Origin of the sequence: Aureispira sp. CCB-QB1, assembly GCF_000724545.1 — a bacterium.
Classification (GTDB): Bacteria; Bacteroidota; Bacteroidia; order Chitinophagales; family Saprospiraceae; genus Aureispira.
Genome location: NZ_JHBV01000043.1, coordinates 150904 through 169292, shown reverse-complemented (window position 1 = coordinate 169292; position 18389 = coordinate 150904). Strand labels below are relative to the sequence as shown.

Here is an 18389-nt window from a genome sequence, read left to right as displayed (position 1 = left end):
AATGAAACACTCCATTATATTCCTTGTTCTTTTTGTTATTTCCTTCTTGCTAAACCCATCTCCCACGCATGCCCAAAAAGTAGAGTTACGCTTTCAAAAAGGACATCACGAACCAATTGTTACCATTGCCATAAGTTCTGATGGTAAGACATTAGCTACTGGGGGAACTGATATGTCCATTCGCTTTAGGGATTTAGACTCAGGTATTGAGTCCAATACTTTTCGTGCTAAACAATGGAATTTGTTAGGAGAAAACGCCCGAATTTCAAAACTAGAGTTTTCCAAAGACAATCAATATCTGCTTTGTTTTGTTCGTTCAGAAGTGGTAGATCAGCTTTTACTTTTGCGGGTTTCGGATCATAAAATTTTATTAGAGTCATTTCAAGATGGCGATGATCGACACTTGGCTGGAGGCTTTTTTTCTCCTGATGGGAAATCGGTTGTTTTCTGTGAAGGGGTTAATGGGCAACAATTGATTTATTATAACCTTCAAAGTCTTCAAGCTCAATCTACCCCCTACTATAACTTAAACAAATCCTTCTCAAAAGCCCATCGCCAAGAACATTGGACATCGTTTAAATATGGCGTTTATCATACCCCTAACCAGCAAACTACCTTAAGCATGGGGTTGGACTGGGGAGAAGGTCTAGATGAAAACACCGAAGCGGGAGAGGTTGTTTTTTTATTGGATGCTCGTACTGGTCTGCCCCAAAAACGCATTCCATTGCCCGCTATAAAAGGTGGACGGGTTTATGCTGCCATTCCAGATAAAAATAATACATTTTTTTATACCATTCCTGAAAATGGATTAGATTGGAACAAAGTTTATTGGCGAAAATACAGCTTAGAAACAGGGGAGCTAGTCGATAGTATGGGTACATTACTAAAGGAACAAGAAAATGTGGTCATGAACCATTGTATGACTCCTCATGGGCAGTTTGTTTATAGTTATTATGATTCTATTTATGTGTGTACTCCTGGAGAAATTCTGATTCAACAGACGTGGTCTGCCAAAGATGTTCGAGGCAATACCTCTCCAGAACGGATACAACATTTGGGCGACATTACCGCTATCACAAGTAGTGCTGATGGGAATAGTGTCTTTGTTGCATTTGCAGGCAATAACTCGGCAAGAGGTGGAAGCCACTTTACCCAATTTCAAGGTGACTTTGAGCCAGATATTATTACCATACGCCAAATAGATTTATCAACAGGATTCGTATTGAGAGAATATGCTTCTCTTGGAAAAACGATCAATGCACTTTCTTTTGATCCCAAAGGCAAAAGTTTGTGGATGGTCGAAAATGAGTCCTCTTATATACCCAACAAACATTCTCTTCTCAATGTATGGAAATTTAGAGAAGTGGGCAATTTACCCACCACAACGCTGGCATCGGATGAGGTCAAACAGTTGATTTTTTCACCAAATCGACAAAGCTGTTTTATCAATTATTATTGGTTTCATGGAGCAGGTATTGTTCAAACTAATGATTATAGTTATCAAGACATCGTGACACTTCGTCAAAAAAGCAAAGCGCAACCATTATTTAGTTTAGGGCTTTCAGAAAAAACATTTGATTATGTAGATAAATCTGTTGTCATTAATCAAAATCATACCGCAGCGATTGATGAGGATTTTAATTTGTACCAAATTAGTCAGCAAAATATCAACAACAATCATTATATAGGACAATTAAAAATGCCTAATCCAAAAGAGGAACACAAGCCCAATGTTCACTTTATGAATGCGGGCAAGGAGGTTGCCTTGTTAGAAGTTGGTAAAATCAAAAATTATGAAAAAGTAACTGCCAACAATGCTTTGCATTTTTATGATGTTAATACAGGTAAGAAAACAGGGAAATTAGATCTAGGCGCTATGTTTTGGGATTTTGGGGAGCGCAACGCAACTGCGACTAATGCCCAAGCAACACTCTTTGCCATTGCCGCAAAAGAAGAATACAAAAGTCGAACGGAGACCGTTGCTAGTATTTACATTGTTGATGCTGTCAAACATACGATAAAAACCAAAATTCCGCTGGTTGTGGACAATTGTTTTCATTGGCAAATGGATTCTGAAACATCTCAAAAAATCTGTGCTCCTGTTCATGTTTCTGCCTTGGCTTTTAGCCCTAATTCAAAGTATTTGGTTGGCGGTTGGGGCAATCATCAGGTTCGAATCTGGGAAGTTTCATCAGGAAAACTCTTGCATCGCTTGGAAGGACATTCTAGCTTGATTACTGCCATTAGTTTCCATCCGAACAAAGCCATAATGGCTACTGCTGGTCAAGATGCGCAAATTATTTTTTGGGATACTAAATCTTGGTCTATTTTGGCAAAAATGATTTTGGTTGACCAAAACGATTATATTTTATATACCGAAGATGGCTATTATATGGCAACTCAAAAGGCATTGGATTGGGTAGCCTTCAAAAAAGAACAACAACTCTTTAACTTTGAGCAATTTGACTTAAAATTCAATCGCCCTGATATTTTAATGGATTCTCTAGGACTAGCGAGTTCTATTTTAAATCGTATGCTGCAAAAAGCCTACAACAAACGTTTGGAAAAAATGGGCTATACTCCTGATATGCTAGATGATCAATTTCATGTTCCGTCCTTGTCCATAATGGATCCGCTGCCTTTTGAAGTCAAAAAAAGCTATCTTGAATTTGATGTAGCTCTAGAAGACACACAAGAAACGTTGAATCGTTTGAATGTCTATGTCAACGATGTTCCTGTTTATGGCTTATTGGGCAAAGATTTATCCAACGGAAATCCAAATCAACAAACAGCAAAAATCCAACTTCAACTTTCGCAAGGCTTAAATGAAATCACCTTATCTGTAACCAATAAAAAAGGAGCAGAAAGTTTAAAAAGAAAAAAAGTAGTCGCTTATAACCAACCCACTAAACAAGCCGTAGAGTTGTATGTCTTTGCCGTAGGAGTTTCTAACTATGCCGATAGTAGTAGAAACTTAACCTTTGCCAGCAAAGATGCACAAGACATTGCAACCGCATTTTCCAATCAAACAACATTTTACCAACAAATTCATACCCATTATATCAACAATGAAAAAGCCACTTTAAAATATGTCCTTCAACAATTAGAACTCCTCCAAAACACAACTGTGGACGATGAAATCATCTTATATTTTTCTTGTCATGGCTTGTTGGACGATCAACTCAATTATTATCTGGCTATGCACGATACCAATTTCGAGCAACCTCAATATGGCGGGCTTGCCTATCAAACCTTAGAAAGTATATTGGCTCAAATTCCTGCTCGCAAACGCTTACTATTTATCGATGCTTGCCATTCTGGTGAGATAGACAAGTCAGAAGTTGAACAGTTAGCACAAACAACATTGCCTCACGAAGCAGTTCAAGCTTATCCCAAAAGTGGCGATTATACCCTCCATCCTAAAATGGGGCTTAATAATTCATTTGCCTATATGCAAACCTTATTTTCTAATGTTACCAAAGGTACTGGAACAACGATTATCTCGGCAGCTGGCGGGATGGAATTTGCTTTGGAATCTAAGGAATGGAACAACAGTGCTTTTGCTTATTCTGTATTAGAAGGCTTGCAGTCTCAAAAAGCAGACTTAGATCAAGATGGCTTGGTAAAAATTTCAGAATTACAACAATATGTCACCTTTAACGTACATCAATTGACAGATGGTCAGCAAGTGCCTACCACAAGGCATATTAATAGAAGCAATGATTTTTTTATCTTTAGGTATTAACTATTAGTAGTTAGCTACGCTGCTACTTCGTGGTCGTTGATTTTTTACTCTTTACCAAAAAGACAAAAAATTACATTTATATTAATTTGATAATCAAATCTTTAACTCAAATCACAACAAATGAACAACTCGTTAATTATCAACTGCGCAGCACTCACGAAGTACCACGGAGTAGCAGCGCAGCTAAACTAATAAAGTTTAGCTTCGCTGCTACTCCGTGGTTTCAACGAACTATTGAACTACTCTTCTCAACAATAATCTAACACATTATGACAACTTCTACAAACACCACTTATCGAACGGATAGCATAGACTTATTACGTGGTTTTATTATGTTATTAATGGCATTGGATCATGCCAGTGCAATGGTTGGAAGAAGGCATTTTAGCGAACTGTGGGGTGTGCCATTTAGAGGCTATCCCGATTTGGGATGGTGGCTAACACGTTTTTTGAGTCATTTATGTGCTCCTGGTTTCTTCTTTTTGATGGGCATGAGTATTTACCTGTTTGCACAAAAACGGCTACAATCGGAATGGTCCAATCAAAAAATTTATACCTATTTTTTAAAACGAGGAGGAGTAATTTTACTGCTTATGTTCTTTTTAGAATTTCCTGCGTGGGGAATTAGCATGGCCTTGCAGATCCAAGATCCTACAATAAGCGCTCCTAGTGTACAAATGCCAGGTGCTCCTGGGAATTATTTTTTTATTCCAACATCTGTTTTGTATGGTTTGGGGAGTTGTATGATGATTGCTGGCTTTTTATGGAAGTTAAAACCATGGCAATTATTAAGCATCACTGTGGGTAGTTTTGCATTGTCTTGGTGGTATATTAGCAACTCCAATCCAAATGTTGCCTTTAGTTTTTTTGAGCATTTTTTGTTGGTGCCTGGAATGTCTCCTGGTGCTTTGGTGATTTATCCTATTATTCCTTGGTTAGGTATTACAACATTTGGTATGTTTTGGGCACAATTATTACAAAAGAAACCGCAACAAATCTATACAATTTCAGCTTTTACAGGTTTGTTTTTTATCTTAATTTTCGTGGCACTTCGCTTACTAGAATGGGGCAACTTTTCCATTGCCAACAACGATACTTGGATTGCATTTTTCACATTGGTCAAATACCCTCCTAGTCTTACTTTTGCTCTTATCACTTGCGGTATCAATTTGGTTTTGCTCTCTATTTTTGCCCGTCTTTCTGGAAAAGCTTGGCTCCATCCAGTCAAAGTATTTGGACAAACAGCTATGTTCTTTTATATCACACACTTATACTTATATGCCTTTATTGGAGCTGCCTTTAGAATGGGCTGTGATATTAAAGTGATGTATTTGTGTTGGTTAAGCGGTTTGGTTATTTTGTATGTTATTTGCCAACGTTTCTTGGAGTTTAAAAAAGGTACTGCTAATGATTCTTTTTGGCGAATGATTTAAATACAACTACTTCAACTTCGCCTCCTTTTTTATACGCTGTATATTTTCTTGCAAGAATTCCCAATCCTTGTACGCTTCGGCTTTTTTGAGATATACTTTTAGCTCTTTGCTTTTTAAACTATGCAAAATATTGATGCAAGCAATTGTATAAAACTCATCCTCCTCGCTTGCCCAAGAAGTCAGCACAAGTTCTTCTAAATGGGGATATTTAGTTTCTTGCAATGCAAATAAACTCATGCGCTTGGTATACGTTCCTCCATCCTTATAAAAATCTAATAAAAGTGCTCTTATTACGTCTTTAGAAATCGTCTTCAAAAAAGGCAGCACTTTTACAAACTGACATTTCACATCTTCTTCTTTGGTCTTTAAAGCCCACTGACACATCTGCAAAAAATCAGATTCGGTACACTCCAAATAAGAAATTGGTTCTTCAGCACTAATGGTTAGCCAATTAATAATATTTCCAACATCCCAACTTCGAGCAATCAAATACATTATCCCTTCCTGTTCTTCTATAGATAAGTTTTGGAGTGTGCCACTCTCAAATAATTGCTTTAAATCACTTTCGATATTCTCCCAAAATGGATAAGCAGGGTCATCCGTAAACCCTTTTTCATATTGTTCTTGTGTGTGATTTTCCTTTCTCCATTGCTCAAACTGCTCAACGTGTTGTGTAATATGATATGTTGCCTTCATTTTTTATACGTAGAAATTCTTTAGAATATACCTCAAACGTGATGATACAACTATTTTTGGTGTTATTAAAATAGTAAGTAATCATACTGCAAAACAGACTAAAATAAACTTGCTCATTCCAAAAAACCATTCAAATAGTTGAAAATATTATTCTCTAGTATGGCATCAATTTCTGTTTCTGTATATTCATATTTCTCCTTCCATTTTACCAAATATTCCTGATAAGCTGCTGTTTGTTTAAATCGTTGTAATTGCTCTTTTCTAAAAGCTAGGTAGCCTACTGAATCAAAAGCTTTCGATTGTATCAATTTTCCTTCCTTTATTTCTAACAAGAGGTATTTTTCAAAAATAGAAGCGTACCCATGATGCACATAATCCTTTATTTTACCATCGGGCAAGATCAGTATCTCTGTACACCAATCAATTTTAAATACCTCGTCTTTGGGGAATATTTGTTTCAGAACCGATTTTAAGGAAACATTGGGTGCCCACTCCTCTTTTCCCTCTTGGTGTTGATACACTTGAATTTGTATGTCTTTTAATACCAATACTTGATTCTGAATTTCGAAAGTAGCAATATAGCCTCGCCATAAAGCAGTAGATAAAACGTCTCCTTCAGGGCGCTTTTTAGGATGTTCTTTAAAATAAGCTTCCAAAGGATTGTTGTGCAAATAATACGTTTTGCCTTCGTAAATTAATTGATCTGGAATTTGGGCAGTTGCAAAACTCTCTTGGCAATACCAACTCAACAATAAACTTAAAATAATAATTCTCATACTTTGTTTTAATATCATATCGTCAAGCATTTTGCATTTTAAGATAGCCATTTTCCATAAGAAAAACAACCTTTAGCCTACCGTCTATCGGCTAATTATTCTTTTTTCAACTAAATAGGTATCTAATTTAATACTCCGTTGATTTTTTAGTTTTCCTACGAAAAACGTAAAAAAGCATCTTGCATTAGTTTGATTATCAGTCTTTTAGCGCAAAGGTTAATAAAAATACATCTTACTGATAATCAAACTAATACGATTTTTCAACGAACTATTGTAATTAGGAACCTCTTGAAATAGAATGCCCACTCTATTCTCCCCCTTGTAAAGATTTCCATGCTCCATAAGAACAAAGTTGTCATTCGCTTGCAATATAAGTGAACATCTTATACCTTTGTTTTTTACAATTTTTTGGGCTTAAAAACTAATTCATGAAACAATCCACTGCTCTACGTATTCTCAAAGCAGGAAAAAATGTATTTTTAACAGGTTCTGCTGGAGCAGGAAAAACCTATGTACTCAACCAGTACATACAATATCTGAAAGAACGTCGGGTCCCTGTTGCTGTTACAGCCTCTACGGGGATTGCTGCTACGCATATGAATGGAATGACCATCCATGCTTGGTCGGGTATTGGCGTGCGTACACATTTGAGCCAAAAGGATTTGGAATTCATGAAAACCAAGAAATACCTTCGGGATAAACTAGAAGCTGCCAAGGTATTGATCATTGACGAAATATCTATGTTGCACAAAACACAATTGGATATGGTCAATCAAGTTTTGAAATTTTTTAAGGGCAATGACTATGCTTTTGGTGGCATACAAGTAATTTTTTCAGGCGATTTTTTCCAACTTCCTCCAGTTGGCTTAGGAACAGAAAATAATCGAGAAAAATTTGCCTTTATGTCTAAAGCTTGGCTAGAAGCCAAACTTGCCATTTGCTATCTTACAGAGCAACATAGACAAGAAAGCGGTCAACTAAATCAGATTTTGAACGAAATCCGCAACAATACAATTTCTCAAAACTCTTTGCAGTTATTAAAAGAAGCCGCCCATACGACCTTTCCCAAAGGCTGGGAACCGCCCATGCTATATAGTCACAACCACGATGTCAATAGAACCAACAATCAATATCTTAGAGCCTTAGATGGAAAAATTACCACCTTCGAAGCAACAACAAAAGGCAATAAAAAATTATTAGACTTGCTCAAAAACTCTGTTCGAGCAGAAGAACAAGTTTACCTCAAAGAAGGCGCTAAAGTAATGTTTGTCAAAAATAACTATGAACATGGGTATATTAATGGAACATTGGGCAAAGTGATGGGATATTCACCAGAAGGATTTCCCCACATTATGCTCAGTGATGGAAAACAATTAATTGCCGAACCCAACGAATGGTCTATAGAGGACGATATGGGAAAGTCCCTTGCTTCTTACCAACAAATTCCTATTCGATTGGCATGGGCTATTACTGTTCACAAAAGCCAAGGTATGACCTTGGATTATGCAAAAGTTGATTTGAGCCGAACCTTTGAGAAAGGACAGGGCTACGTTGCCCTCTCTCGTCTGAAAAACCTAGCGGGACTTCAATTAACAGGCTTCAATGATATTGCACTACAAGTTGATCCTTTAGCCTTTAAAGCAGATAAGCGTTTCCAAGAGTTATCATCTGAAATAGAAGCTAAAATTGATGCAACAGCTCTAGAAAAAAGAGCCCTTGGTTTTTTAAGACATTGTGGAGGCTTGACCGATCCCGAAGACATTGAGCGTTATAAAAAGAAAAAAAAGGAGAAAAAACACAAGAAAAAAGCAACCCACCTGATTACCAAAGAACTGGTTGATCAAAACTGGAGCATTCAACAAATTGCCGCCGAACGTGGATTGACAGAAAGTACTATTACAGGTCATATCGCCAAACTCCATGACTTATTTCCTACTTTTGACTGGTCTCCCTATGCACCTCCTGCTGGTATTTTGCAGAAAGTACAAGCTGCTTACAACCAAATATTGGCAGCCAACAAGCCTGATGATGTCCGTCCAGATGGCTCGGTGAGTTCTAAAGCCCTGTATGAAGCCATGAACCAAGAGATTGGCTACACACAAATTAAATTGGCTTTGTTGTTTATTCAGTAATGTTCATGAACAAACCGTTTTGTGCTCCTCCCTATTAAGGTTTGTAGCTTGGTGATTAGCTGCGCTGCTACTGCGTGGTACTTCGTGAGCGTTGCGCTTTTAGTTAGCTGTGCTGCTACTGCGTGGTATTTATTTCATAACCTTCATTTCATATGAAGTTGCTACTCTTAGTTAGCGAGATATAAAAATTTATTTTATATTAAATTAACAATCAATCCAATGCAATTTTTAAGCGGATTAATACTTATTTCATCGAACTTTTTTAAGTGTTCTAGCTGTTATTCAAGTACACTTATAAATAGAATACGATGGATTTTAAGGCCTACGAAAAAATGCCGACTAGCTTAAAAAAGTTACGTCTGAATGAGCAACAATACGCACTCTTACATAAAGTAGATTGGGTCGTGACAGAAAAAGTACATGGCGCTAACTTTTGTTTGACTTACAAAGATCGAACATTAGGGTTTGCAAAACGCAAAACAAAGTTAGCATGGACAGACGACTTTTTTGGTTTTCAAATAGTGGTTCAACGTTTAGAAGAAAAAATATTATCTTTATTTGAGTTATTAGCCTTAGAGTTTCCCGCCGAAAGTTATGCGATCTATGGAGAACTTTTTGGAGGTGCCTATCCACACCCTGAAGTTGAATCTATTGCTGATTTGCACGCCATTCAAACAGGTGTTTACTACAGTCCTAATATTCATTTTTGTGCTTTTGATATTGCCATTGAAACCCAAGAACACCGTTATTATTTGGATTACGAAAAAGCCATTGCCTATTTTGAGGAGGCAAACATTTTTTATGCTACAATATTGCATCAAGGACCTCTAAATACTTGTTTAGATTATGATATTGCCTTTGATTCCCACTTACCTACCTTGTTGGGCTTGCCCCCTCTACATTCTAATCTAGCAGAAGGAGTTGTTTTAAAACCTTTGCAAAATATTGTTGACCCTTTGGATGCTTCTTATTTTCGCCCTACTTTGAAGCTCAAAAATGAAGCTTTCGCAGAAGATATAAAATTTCATCAAGCTCAAAAATGGTCATTTAGCACAACTCAAAAAACCAATAGCGAAGCGCTAAACTTTTTATTATTAGATTTGAGAAACTCCATTACTAAAAATAGACTGAATAATGTGCTTTCTAAAATTGGACATTTAGACTTTGACAATCAAGAACGATTAAAAGAAATTAAAACCAGTTATCTTGAAGATGTCTGGCAGGATTTTAATTTAGAACATGATGGAATCTTGGAGTTATTAGACATCCAAGAAAAAACATGGTTAGAAAATCGTTTGCTGGCAGAAATAAAAGTACTTATTTATGCTTTAGAAGCTTAATAATAGCATCTAATTATACGTGCTCAATCATTATTAGTTTATAAATATAGTGACACTGCTTAGGTGGTTTGCTGGCACTATTGTGGTCATATTTCAATACGCTCCATTAAACATCTCGCTGTTGCTAGTTGTTATACGATAGTAGCACTAGCTATTGATATTAATAATTGTAAGAAAAAGCCCAATAAGCATTGCACTATGAAATACCCAATCCTTGTCTTTTTGTCATTTTTTTATTTCCTGTTCTTCTGTGGTATTAGTCAAATATTGTGTACTCCATCTCCCTTTACTTCTGTATATTTTAACAAACATAACTATATGAAAATCAACTTACAAGATTTAGAAGGTCGTTGGTATATCAATCAAAGTAATTTCCCAATGTGGCTAAAAGGAAACAAAGCCAACCCGACATTCAATTATACCCTCCAAGAAAAAAAGGGACAAAAAAGATTATTAGATATTGTACAATATCAACAAAATGGCAAGACAAAGTCCATTAAAGGTTATGATACAGTACTAGATGCCAATAATCGAAAATTCATGTGGCGCGGCAAAGGGCTGCTGGCTATGTTAACTAGTAAATGGGAAATTTTACACCTTGCACCAGATCAAAGTTGGGCAATTATATATTTTCAAAAAACATTATTCACTCCCAACGGTTATGATGTTATTTCTAGACAAAAAAAACTGTCTTTAGCACAGGAACAAGCTATTGATACTCAACTAAAACAGTTAAACATATCAACTAACTTAGTTACGATTCAACAATCGTTATTAAGCGAAAAACATCAATAATTAATCTGCAAATCTTGAGCAAATAATTGATTCAATTCATAAATACAAGCATCGCTCAATTTATTTAGTTTTTGATTCAATTCTTGTTGCTGCTGAACGACTTTGAGAAAATTATCCTTAGTCCCTTCTTCGTAAACATCATTCAATGTTTCCCAAAGCTTCTTAATTTCAGCTAGAACTTTTTGTCTACTAGGCTCCTCGACACTTTGCTCTAAAATTGCCAACAACTTTTTAAACCGAACTCGACTAGCTTCTAAACGCTTTATAGACAATGCAATATCCCAATTTAATGCTTTCATCATAAAATAAAGTGCGCTCCGTTGACTTTCTATTTTTAAGTGACTAAGCTGTTCTATTTGAAAAATCATGTCTTCTGACATGGGAGAATTTCCGTTGTTTTGGGGTAAAATCTTTTGGTAAGCAGGAACTGTTTCAGCATGACGTTTGATCATTACATTGGCTTGGTCACAGGCTGCCATCACCACCAAACCTTGTTCCAAAGTTTTGAATGTTTGCACCTCATTCATTGTCTCAAAATTGACCAATAGGTTCTTATAGTTTTTCCACATAGTCTGAACAACCTCTACAGCATCCTGAATTTCAAGTGTTGGTGCTGCCAGCAGCATACCTTCTAAGTTGTGTTCAAAATCATTGGTTTGATCTAAGATTTGTTGCTGATAAACGTACTTGATATCTTTGTGATTACTAGTAACATAAGTAGTGGACATTTGCTGTACTAATACGCATTGTTTTGCCCCTTGATGAATCATATGACTCAAAGAAAGATTGGCACTAAGCACACCATAACTATCCATTACTTTTTGGATATTCTCTTCAATAGCTGTTCCTTGTTCTAAGATTCGATGCAAAGCTTCTACATCATTTTCTTTAACCGAAAACTGCTTTATAATAGAAAGCCATTGGGTTCTAATTAACTGCAATGTTTCTTGAATAGAAGCCGAAGTAGTCGTTGCTTTTTCGAGAATGTATAAAATACGCACAAATGATTTTTGAAAAGTTGCTAATTCTGTAGCGCAATCTAATGTTTCATCGGTATGACCATTTGCCATATAATACGTTAAAATTTGCTGCATCAAAATCTTTTGATGTTGCACCTGATTGATGTATTGATTAATAGTAATCCAGTTATTGTCGTCTTGAATTGTATATTCATATTCTTGATAAGCAGAATGAAGCATTTTAGAGGCTTTTAGCAATTCCTTAGCTTTGTTCAACAACGCCGTAATCGAGGACTTTTTGATGGACCAATCAGCAATACTTTTGAACTCTTTCCAGACAACACGAACCGCTTGGATGTGTTCTTTTACCCGCTCGTTTGGTATAAATAAACTCAACTGATACAATTGTTCTTCATATTTGGCAACTGTCGCTGCTCTGTCTTTGTACAGCTTTGGGTTTCTAATATCGTAACATAAAGTCAAATAGATTTTGGCAATCTTCTGCGATAAAATTTGTTGTTCTACAGTAATTTCTAACGCTTCTTTGATGGACGGTCCTTTACTATTGGCATAAAGAAACGAGGGCAAAAGAAATATACAAATAGCAATGAAGTGTGTAAATTGTTGCATGACTAGATAGTTGTAGAAAGATAAATGAGGATTAGAACTATTACAAAATTACGTCTTTTGTTTAGCCACATCAAGCCTTTTTTAATGGGTCTATATATGTAAATTATATGTAAAGAATATCGCCTCTATATCCAAAGCAAAAACTATTGACAATCAACAACTCTCAAAGAACAAAAACAAGATTCATCTAATTATATTTAATAATTTTTTAAACTATAACACCAATCTCAAAAAAGAACACTCTATAGACAAAGCCCATAGAGTGTTTTTTCTTTCTTTTATTAAGTAAGTGGACAGAAAAAAGTATAGTTAAAAATGTAATTGTTTTTAGTGCTGTTCAAAGAAAAGAATTGAAGTTTTACCTGCGGTGCTACTTCGTGGTAGCGGGCTAAAACGAGATTTTTTGATGAAGAACAGTGCAAAAAGAATTCTATTTTGCCTATAAATTTTTATGAACGATTACTTATGTTTATTTATCTAGTATAAGATTCTATGCTCCTACTAATGTTTGATAATTTTCTTAGCATAGGTTTGATCACCAACTCGCAACTTTATAAAATACATTCCTGCATTGTACTGTTTCAAATCTAATTCAAGTCGCTCCGCAATACTATTCCCTAAGCTTATTTGTTCTAGCAACTGCCCTGTTATTGTATATAGTTCTAATTGAACATCTTGAGATTCTTTTAAGGCAAAATCAATAGACACCATTCCCTCTGTTGGATTAGGATATACATTCAACTCGTTTAGGGAATTCACATTTGTTTGACCATTGATAACAAGAGGTAAGCAAAAATAGTGGACAGCGCTATCTCCAAAATTTCCATTGGGAGCAGTCATTTTCACAAGTTCATTGCCAACAGCATCCGCAATCCAATAATCTCCTGAACGACCACAGAAACTACTGGTACCATCCAAGCCATCTCCATAATTATCATATATTGTATAACGATAACAACCATCTGCTAGGCAAAATTGCTCTTTGAAAGTATCCAAACTTGAAAAGTTGTTGCTATAAGGACCGCCGCTATACAAAACGATCCCACTTGCCGAATCGCTAATAGACCAACTTGTTTCGCTCCCAAAACAGTCAAAAGCCAATGAATATGCTACCGATTGACCTCCCAAAGTTATAAAGAAAGGCACACTACGAGCATCGTTAACCACATTAGAATCCAATGCACCATTAGGTGTTATCGTTTTGGCATTAAATATATGTGCTCCAGCGCTTGCCGTTACCGTTGGCAAAACAACCGTTGCCATGCTATTAGGAAGCAGAGTTCCTGTCCAAGAATAAGTAGGATAAGCTACGCCGTCTACATCATAGATAATGTCTACAGTGGTAATCGTATCGCTGCCATAGTTTCGAATGGAAATTTCAGGAATAAAAGAATCAACATTACAATAGTTCTCTTCTATACCACTAATTTGAGCCACACCAGCATCCAAAGCAATACCTGGACCATTAGGATTGTACCCTGAGTGTGTCAATACATTGGTATTTCCTGGATCTAACCAATCCTTCAAACGCTCAGAAGCACTAGCACCATTCCAAGAAACATCCAAACGACCATAATTATCCTCTAATCCATTGTCATTCGTTCCGTTACAAGCAGCACCTCCACCATACAACTGCCCAATAATCAATTGATTTTGATTAAACAAAGGAGACCCTGAAGAACCTGGCTCTGTCACTCCCTGTTCCCAGTCTGCTACTTCCCATACGGCAGCACCACTCCAATTCAGTGCAGTAACAGGGTCTTCTTCTCGACAAATTTTCTTTACATCACCACGAGGATGGTGAATTCCTGTTACTTCTGTAGCAGGCGTTGTACTTCTGTCCCAACCTGCATAGTAGATATTTCCTGTTGGGGCGCTATTTAATTCCATTAATGCAAAATCAGAACCACTATTGTTTGCTCGTAAAACGGCACCATTCACCTCATTGTATGGTCCTCCAGGGTCTTGACTATTGCCATTTTGAGCACAAACAGGTACAGGACTATCCCAATTAAAGCGAAAAACCCATGCTCCTAAACCTGAGGTACCACAGTGATTAGCCGTCAAAAAATAAGGTGTTCCATCATTAGAAGTATTGTTAATTAAAGCACCTGTACAGTTGCCACTTCCTCCTACAATAATAATGGCAACTGAATTGATCTGATCTTGCCATCCCAAACCCAATGGACAAGCAACATCTATATTACATGCCCCTCCGTCATTAAGACCTTTAATTGCCTTTTCCATCGGATAACCTTTAAGCGAACGATACCCATGCACAACCATACTTATATTCAACGCACCAGTTCCTTTGACAGCTTTCGGTTCGTAGTATTCTACTACAATATTATCACCTTTAACCAACGTAGTTCCTAGCATTCTATCGGCATTGTTGTTTTGGCTAGTATAAGCGCCTTGTACCTCTTTTGTTTTCGGATTATATAAATAAACCGTTGCTCCTGCCGGTAATTGATAATCATCAAATACCAAGTTCATTGTTAAAGCTCCTCTTGACTCAAACTCGATTTGCCAAATTCGATCCCCGTTTTTCAAGGTAGTCCATGTCCCACTATTATTAAGACCATAATTGACCGTATGCTCATATCCAAATTGCCAAGGCTTCATACCTGTAGCATCATTTAATGCATCTACTTTTTTTTGTTTTTCTAAATCAAATTTTGGCATTAAATAGTAATCAATTGCTGGTCTAGATTTTTTTAAACTCCAACTATGAGGGTGTCCCTCATTGGTCATTTGTGCCTTAGTTTGAATCGCTAATAAACAACCTATCAGAATAAAAATAAAAGTTCTGCTCATAATACACTTTGTTGGTAAAAATTTCGAAAATAAAGTGGGGACAAAACAAAAATAAGATTTTATTAACAAAAGAATGTCTTTTATTTGCCAAAACACAAAACAGGAAGTTGATAAAAAAAGGACTCTAGCCAACAACAAAACACCATTTGCTCCTATCTTTCAGGCGCTTATTTTACTTTTAATTACTATAATTTTAGTACTGCACTGTTACGATGTAGTCGTAGATTATTCCATGAGCAGTTTCTTTATGCCCTCTTCTATCACTTAGTACGCTCCTAAATATGGTATAAAAAACACCCTACAAGCCTAAAAGCTCATAGAGTGTAACTAACATCCACTACTTTTTGACAAAAAATAAAGTATCTTAATTCTTAACAATTTTTTTGACAAGTGTTTGGTCTCCAACCCGCAGTTTCACAAAATACATCCCCATACTATACATATTTAAATCAAATTCAAACTGCTCTGATGTACTATCTTGAGCAATTACTTGCTCTAGCAATTGCCCTGTTGCCGTATACAGTTCTAGCCTAATATTTTCAGATTCTTTTAATCCTAAATTAACATAAACAATTCCATCAGTTGGATTTGGAAATACTTTAAACTCATTCAAATTAAAAATAGACATCTGATTACTAACAACATATGGCAAGCAAAAATAATGAACTGCGCTATCTCCAAAATTTCCATTTGCCGCTGTCATACGAGCTAACTCATTGCCATTTTCATCCCTTATCGTATAATCTCCTGAACGACCACAAAAACCTGTTCCATCCATACCATCTCCGTGTTTATCGTAGATAGTATAACGATAGCAACCATTTGTCAAACAAAATCGCTCTTGAGCAGTATCTATTGTTGAAAAATTATCAAGATAGAAAGCCGTATCTCTACTATACAAAACTTGACCAGTTGCAGAATCTGTTAGTGACCACGAAGTTTCGCTAGCAAAACAGTCCAAAATTAACTCCAAATCTACTTGTTGCCCTCCCCTTGTAATAGAAAAAGACATACTACGAGCATCATCAACTGTGTTAGAATCAACCATGCCATTGGGCATAACAGTAACCGCAGTAAATGTATGCATTCCATCCGTCGAGGTTATCGTTGGCAAAAAAGCTCTTACAATACCATTAGGGGCTAAAGTTCCTATCCACGAATAATTAGGATAGGGAATTCCATCCACATCATAAACAATCTCTAGAGTAGTAATGGTATCACTCCCGTAATTATGAATTAAAATTTCAGGGATAAAAGAATCTACGCCACAATAAAGTGCTTCAATTCCATTAATCTGAACAACTCCAGCATCTACAGCCAATACTGGAGCATTTGGGTCGTAACCAGATTGTTGTACCAGCCCTATATTTCCTGGGTCTAACCAATCTTTCAGACGATCCGCAGGACTTGTACCATTCCAAGAAACATCAAAACGACCGTAAGCATCTGCATCGGCATTACCACTTGTACCAACACAGGCTGATGCCCCCGCAAATAACTGCCCAACAATTAATTTATTCTGATTGAATAAAGGGGATCCTGAAGAACCTGATTCTGTTACTCCTTGATCCCACCCCTCTACATTCCATAATGACTTCCCTGCATTTAAAAATACAGCAGCATCATTATCTCGACTAATTTTCTTTACATCGCCAGAAGGATGATGGATTCCAGTTACTTGAGTTGCAGGAGTTGTACTTCTATTCCAACCCGCATAATAAACATTTCCTGTTGGGGTGTTATTCAACTCCAACAACAAAACATCAGAATCACTTTTCTTTGCACGCAATACAGCACCATTTATTTCATTATATGGCGCACCAGGGTCTTGGCTATTACCTACTTGTGCACAAACGGGTACAGGGCTTTCCCAATTAAAACGAAAAACCCATGCGCCAAAACCTGCAGCTCCACAATGTTCTGCCGTTAAGAAATAAGGTGTTCCATCATTAGAAGTGTTGTTAATCAACGCTCCTGAGCAAAGTGCATTCCCTCCTTCTATAATCAACGCAACTGAATTGATTTGATCTTGCCACCCTGAACCCAGCGGACAATTCACATCTATATGACAATCTCCAGCATCGTTCAAACCTTTCGTTAATTTACTACTAGGATAAGCTCCTAATTGACGATATCCATGAACAACCATACTAATATTTAAAGCCCCTAGACCTTGTACCACCTTAGGTTCATAGTACTCAATCACAACATTATCACCCTGTATAAGTGTCGTTCCTAACATTCTATCAGCACTATTATTGGCATGAGTATAGGCTCCCTGTACTTCTTTTGTTTTGGGATTGTACAAATAAACAGTAGCTCCCTTAGGCAAATGATAGTCATCAAAAACAAAATTCATTGTTAAGGCATTTTTTGATTCGATCTCAATTTGCCAAATTCGATCTCCATTTGCCAATGTCGTCCAAGTACCACTATTATTCAAGCCATAATTGACGGTATATTCATAGCCAAATTGCCACGGTTTTGTTTTCGAGGCGGCATTTAATGCATCTATTTTTTTTTGTTTTTCTAAATTAAATTTTGGCATTAAGTAATAATCAATTCTAGATTGATTTTTTTTTAAACTCCAACTGCGAGGTGCTCCTTCATTTGTCATTTGTGCGGTTGTCTGGTGGACAAATAGACAACTGAATAAGATAGAAATGAAAATTCTCTTCATAATTAAGTTTTATTTGTAATAAATTTCGAAAATGAGGTGGGGGTGAAATAAAAGTAAGATTTCCTCAACAAAGGATACGTTTTTCATTTGCCGAAATCAGAACAGAAAACGGATAAAAAAAGAATAATTACCTCATAATAAAACGCAAAAACAAAACCATAAATCAATAATAATCAAAGTATTAAAAAAAAATTCATGCTATTTTAAAACTACATTTAAACGATCTTACCTTTAGACAATTACCCTTTATCAGATAACTATTATCTAGGCAACTCATTTTTCTCTCAAACGTATTTAGAAGTTTTTTTCGGTAGGCAAGTACTTCTTTTGTTGCATAGCAGTTTTATCATTTCAACTAGTCTAAATAAAAACGGCTACTAGAAAAT

At 36.3% G+C, this 18389-nt stretch carries 10 protein-coding genes; 5 read left to right on the top strand and 5 right to left on the bottom strand.

Translation table 11 applies throughout. From position 1 onward, the window contains the following. Position 1: 1 nt before the first annotated feature. Together CG11_RS23810 and CG11_RS23805 are read left to right on the top strand one after the other, a co-directional pair. Positions 2 to 3745: a caspase family protein gene (locus tag CG11_RS23810; protein ID WP_052599362.1), complete on the top strand. Its 3744-nt coding sequence runs from the start codon at positions 2 to 4 to the stop codon at positions 3743 to 3745. A gap of 269 nt (positions 3746 to 4014) precedes the next feature. Continuing rightward, the gene (locus CG11_RS23805; protein WP_052599361.1) at positions 4015 to 5178 is read left to right on the top strand and encodes an acyltransferase family protein; all 1164 of its coding nucleotides are present in this window, start codon (positions 4015 to 4017) and stop codon (positions 5176 to 5178) included. A gap of 6 nt (positions 5179 to 5184) precedes the next feature. Here CG11_RS23805 and CG11_RS23800 read toward each other — a convergent pair whose 3' ends face one another. Continuing rightward, positions 5185 to 5874, bottom strand: coding sequence for a hypothetical protein (locus tag CG11_RS23800; protein ID WP_052599360.1), 690 nt, complete (start codon positions 5872 to 5874; stop codon positions 5185 to 5187). A 113-nt stretch (positions 5875 to 5987) separates the two neighbouring features. Further along, positions 5988 to 6668 carry a hypothetical protein gene (locus CG11_RS23795; protein ID WP_156039876.1) on the bottom strand — a complete coding sequence of 227 codons (681 nt, stop codon included), beginning with the start codon at positions 6666 to 6668 and terminating at the stop codon, positions 5988 to 5990. A 410-nt stretch (positions 6669 to 7078) separates the two neighbouring features. Here CG11_RS23795 and CG11_RS23790 point away from each other — a divergent pair, with 410 nt between their 5' ends. The 3 genes from CG11_RS23790 (at position 7079) to CG11_RS23780 (ending at position 10917) form a co-directional block, all read left to right on the top strand. Further along, positions 7079 to 8782: a helix-turn-helix domain-containing protein gene (locus CG11_RS23790; protein ID WP_052599358.1), complete on the top strand. Its 1704-nt coding sequence runs from the start codon at positions 7079 to 7081 to the stop codon at positions 8780 to 8782. A gap of 308 nt (positions 8783 to 9090) precedes the next feature. Then, complete coding sequence (locus CG11_RS23785) at positions 9091 to 10122, top strand: RNA ligase family protein (RefSeq protein ID WP_052599357.1); 1032 nt, start codon at positions 9091 to 9093, stop codon at positions 10120 to 10122. Positions 10123 to 10440: 318 nt separating this feature from the next. Further along, positions 10441 to 10917: a lipocalin family protein gene (locus CG11_RS23780; RefSeq protein ID WP_052599356.1), complete on the top strand. Its 477-nt coding sequence runs from the start codon at positions 10441 to 10443 to the stop codon at positions 10915 to 10917. On the opposite strand, the gene CG11_RS23775 is transcribed toward CG11_RS23780, so the two are convergent. The 3 genes from CG11_RS23775 to CG11_RS23765 form a co-directional block, all read right to left on the bottom strand. After that, positions 10911 to 12506 carry a hypothetical protein gene (locus CG11_RS23775; RefSeq protein ID WP_052599355.1) on the bottom strand — a complete coding sequence of 532 codons (1596 nt, stop codon included), beginning with the start codon at positions 12504 to 12506 and terminating at the stop codon, positions 10911 to 10913. The genes CG11_RS23780 and CG11_RS23775 overlap by 7 nt on opposite strands. A gap of 501 nt (positions 12507 to 13007) precedes the next feature. Then, positions 13008 to 15323: a T9SS type A sorting domain-containing protein gene (locus tag CG11_RS23770; protein WP_052599354.1), complete on the bottom strand. Its 2316-nt coding sequence runs from the start codon at positions 15321 to 15323 to the stop codon at positions 13008 to 13010. Positions 15324 to 15687: 364 nt separating this feature from the next. Then, a complete protein-coding gene (locus tag CG11_RS23765) occupies positions 15688 to 18003 on the bottom strand; it encodes a T9SS type A sorting domain-containing protein (RefSeq protein WP_063833199.1) in 2316 nt (771 codons plus the stop codon). Positions 18004 to 18389: the final 386 nt, after the last annotated feature.

Excerpts from the sequence above, each read along its gene's own strand:
- CG11_RS23810 (WP_052599362.1), top strand. The coding sequence starts at position 2 with ATGAAACACTCCATTATATTCCTTGTTCTTTTTGTTATTTCCTTCTTG.
- CG11_RS23805 (WP_052599361.1), top strand. The coding sequence starts at position 4,015 with ATGACAACTTCTACAAACACCACTTATCGAACGGATAGCATAGACTTA.
- CG11_RS23800 (WP_052599360.1), bottom strand. The coding sequence starts at position 5,874 with ATGAAGGCAACATATCATATTACACAACACGTTGAGCAGTTTGAGCAA.
- CG11_RS23795 (WP_156039876.1), bottom strand. The coding sequence starts at position 6,668 with ATGATATTAAAACAAAGTATGAGAATTATTATTTTAAGTTTATTGTTG.
- CG11_RS23790 (WP_052599358.1), top strand. The coding sequence starts at position 7,079 with ATGAAACAATCCACTGCTCTACGTATTCTCAAAGCAGGAAAAAATGTA.
- CG11_RS23785 (WP_052599357.1), top strand. The coding sequence starts at position 9,091 with ATGGATTTTAAGGCCTACGAAAAAATGCCGACTAGCTTAAAAAAGTTA.
- CG11_RS23780 (WP_052599356.1), top strand. The coding sequence starts at position 10,441 with ATGAAAATCAACTTACAAGATTTAGAAGGTCGTTGGTATATCAATCAA.
- CG11_RS23775 (WP_052599355.1), bottom strand. The coding sequence starts at position 12,506 with ATGCAACAATTTACACACTTCATTGCTATTTGTATATTTCTTTTGCCC.
- CG11_RS23770 (WP_052599354.1), bottom strand. The coding sequence starts at position 15,323 with ATGAGCAGAACTTTTATTTTTATTCTGATAGGTTGTTTATTAGCGATT.
- CG11_RS23765 (WP_063833199.1), bottom strand. The coding sequence starts at position 18,003 with ATGAAGAGAATTTTCATTTCTATCTTATTCAGTTGTCTATTTGTCCAC.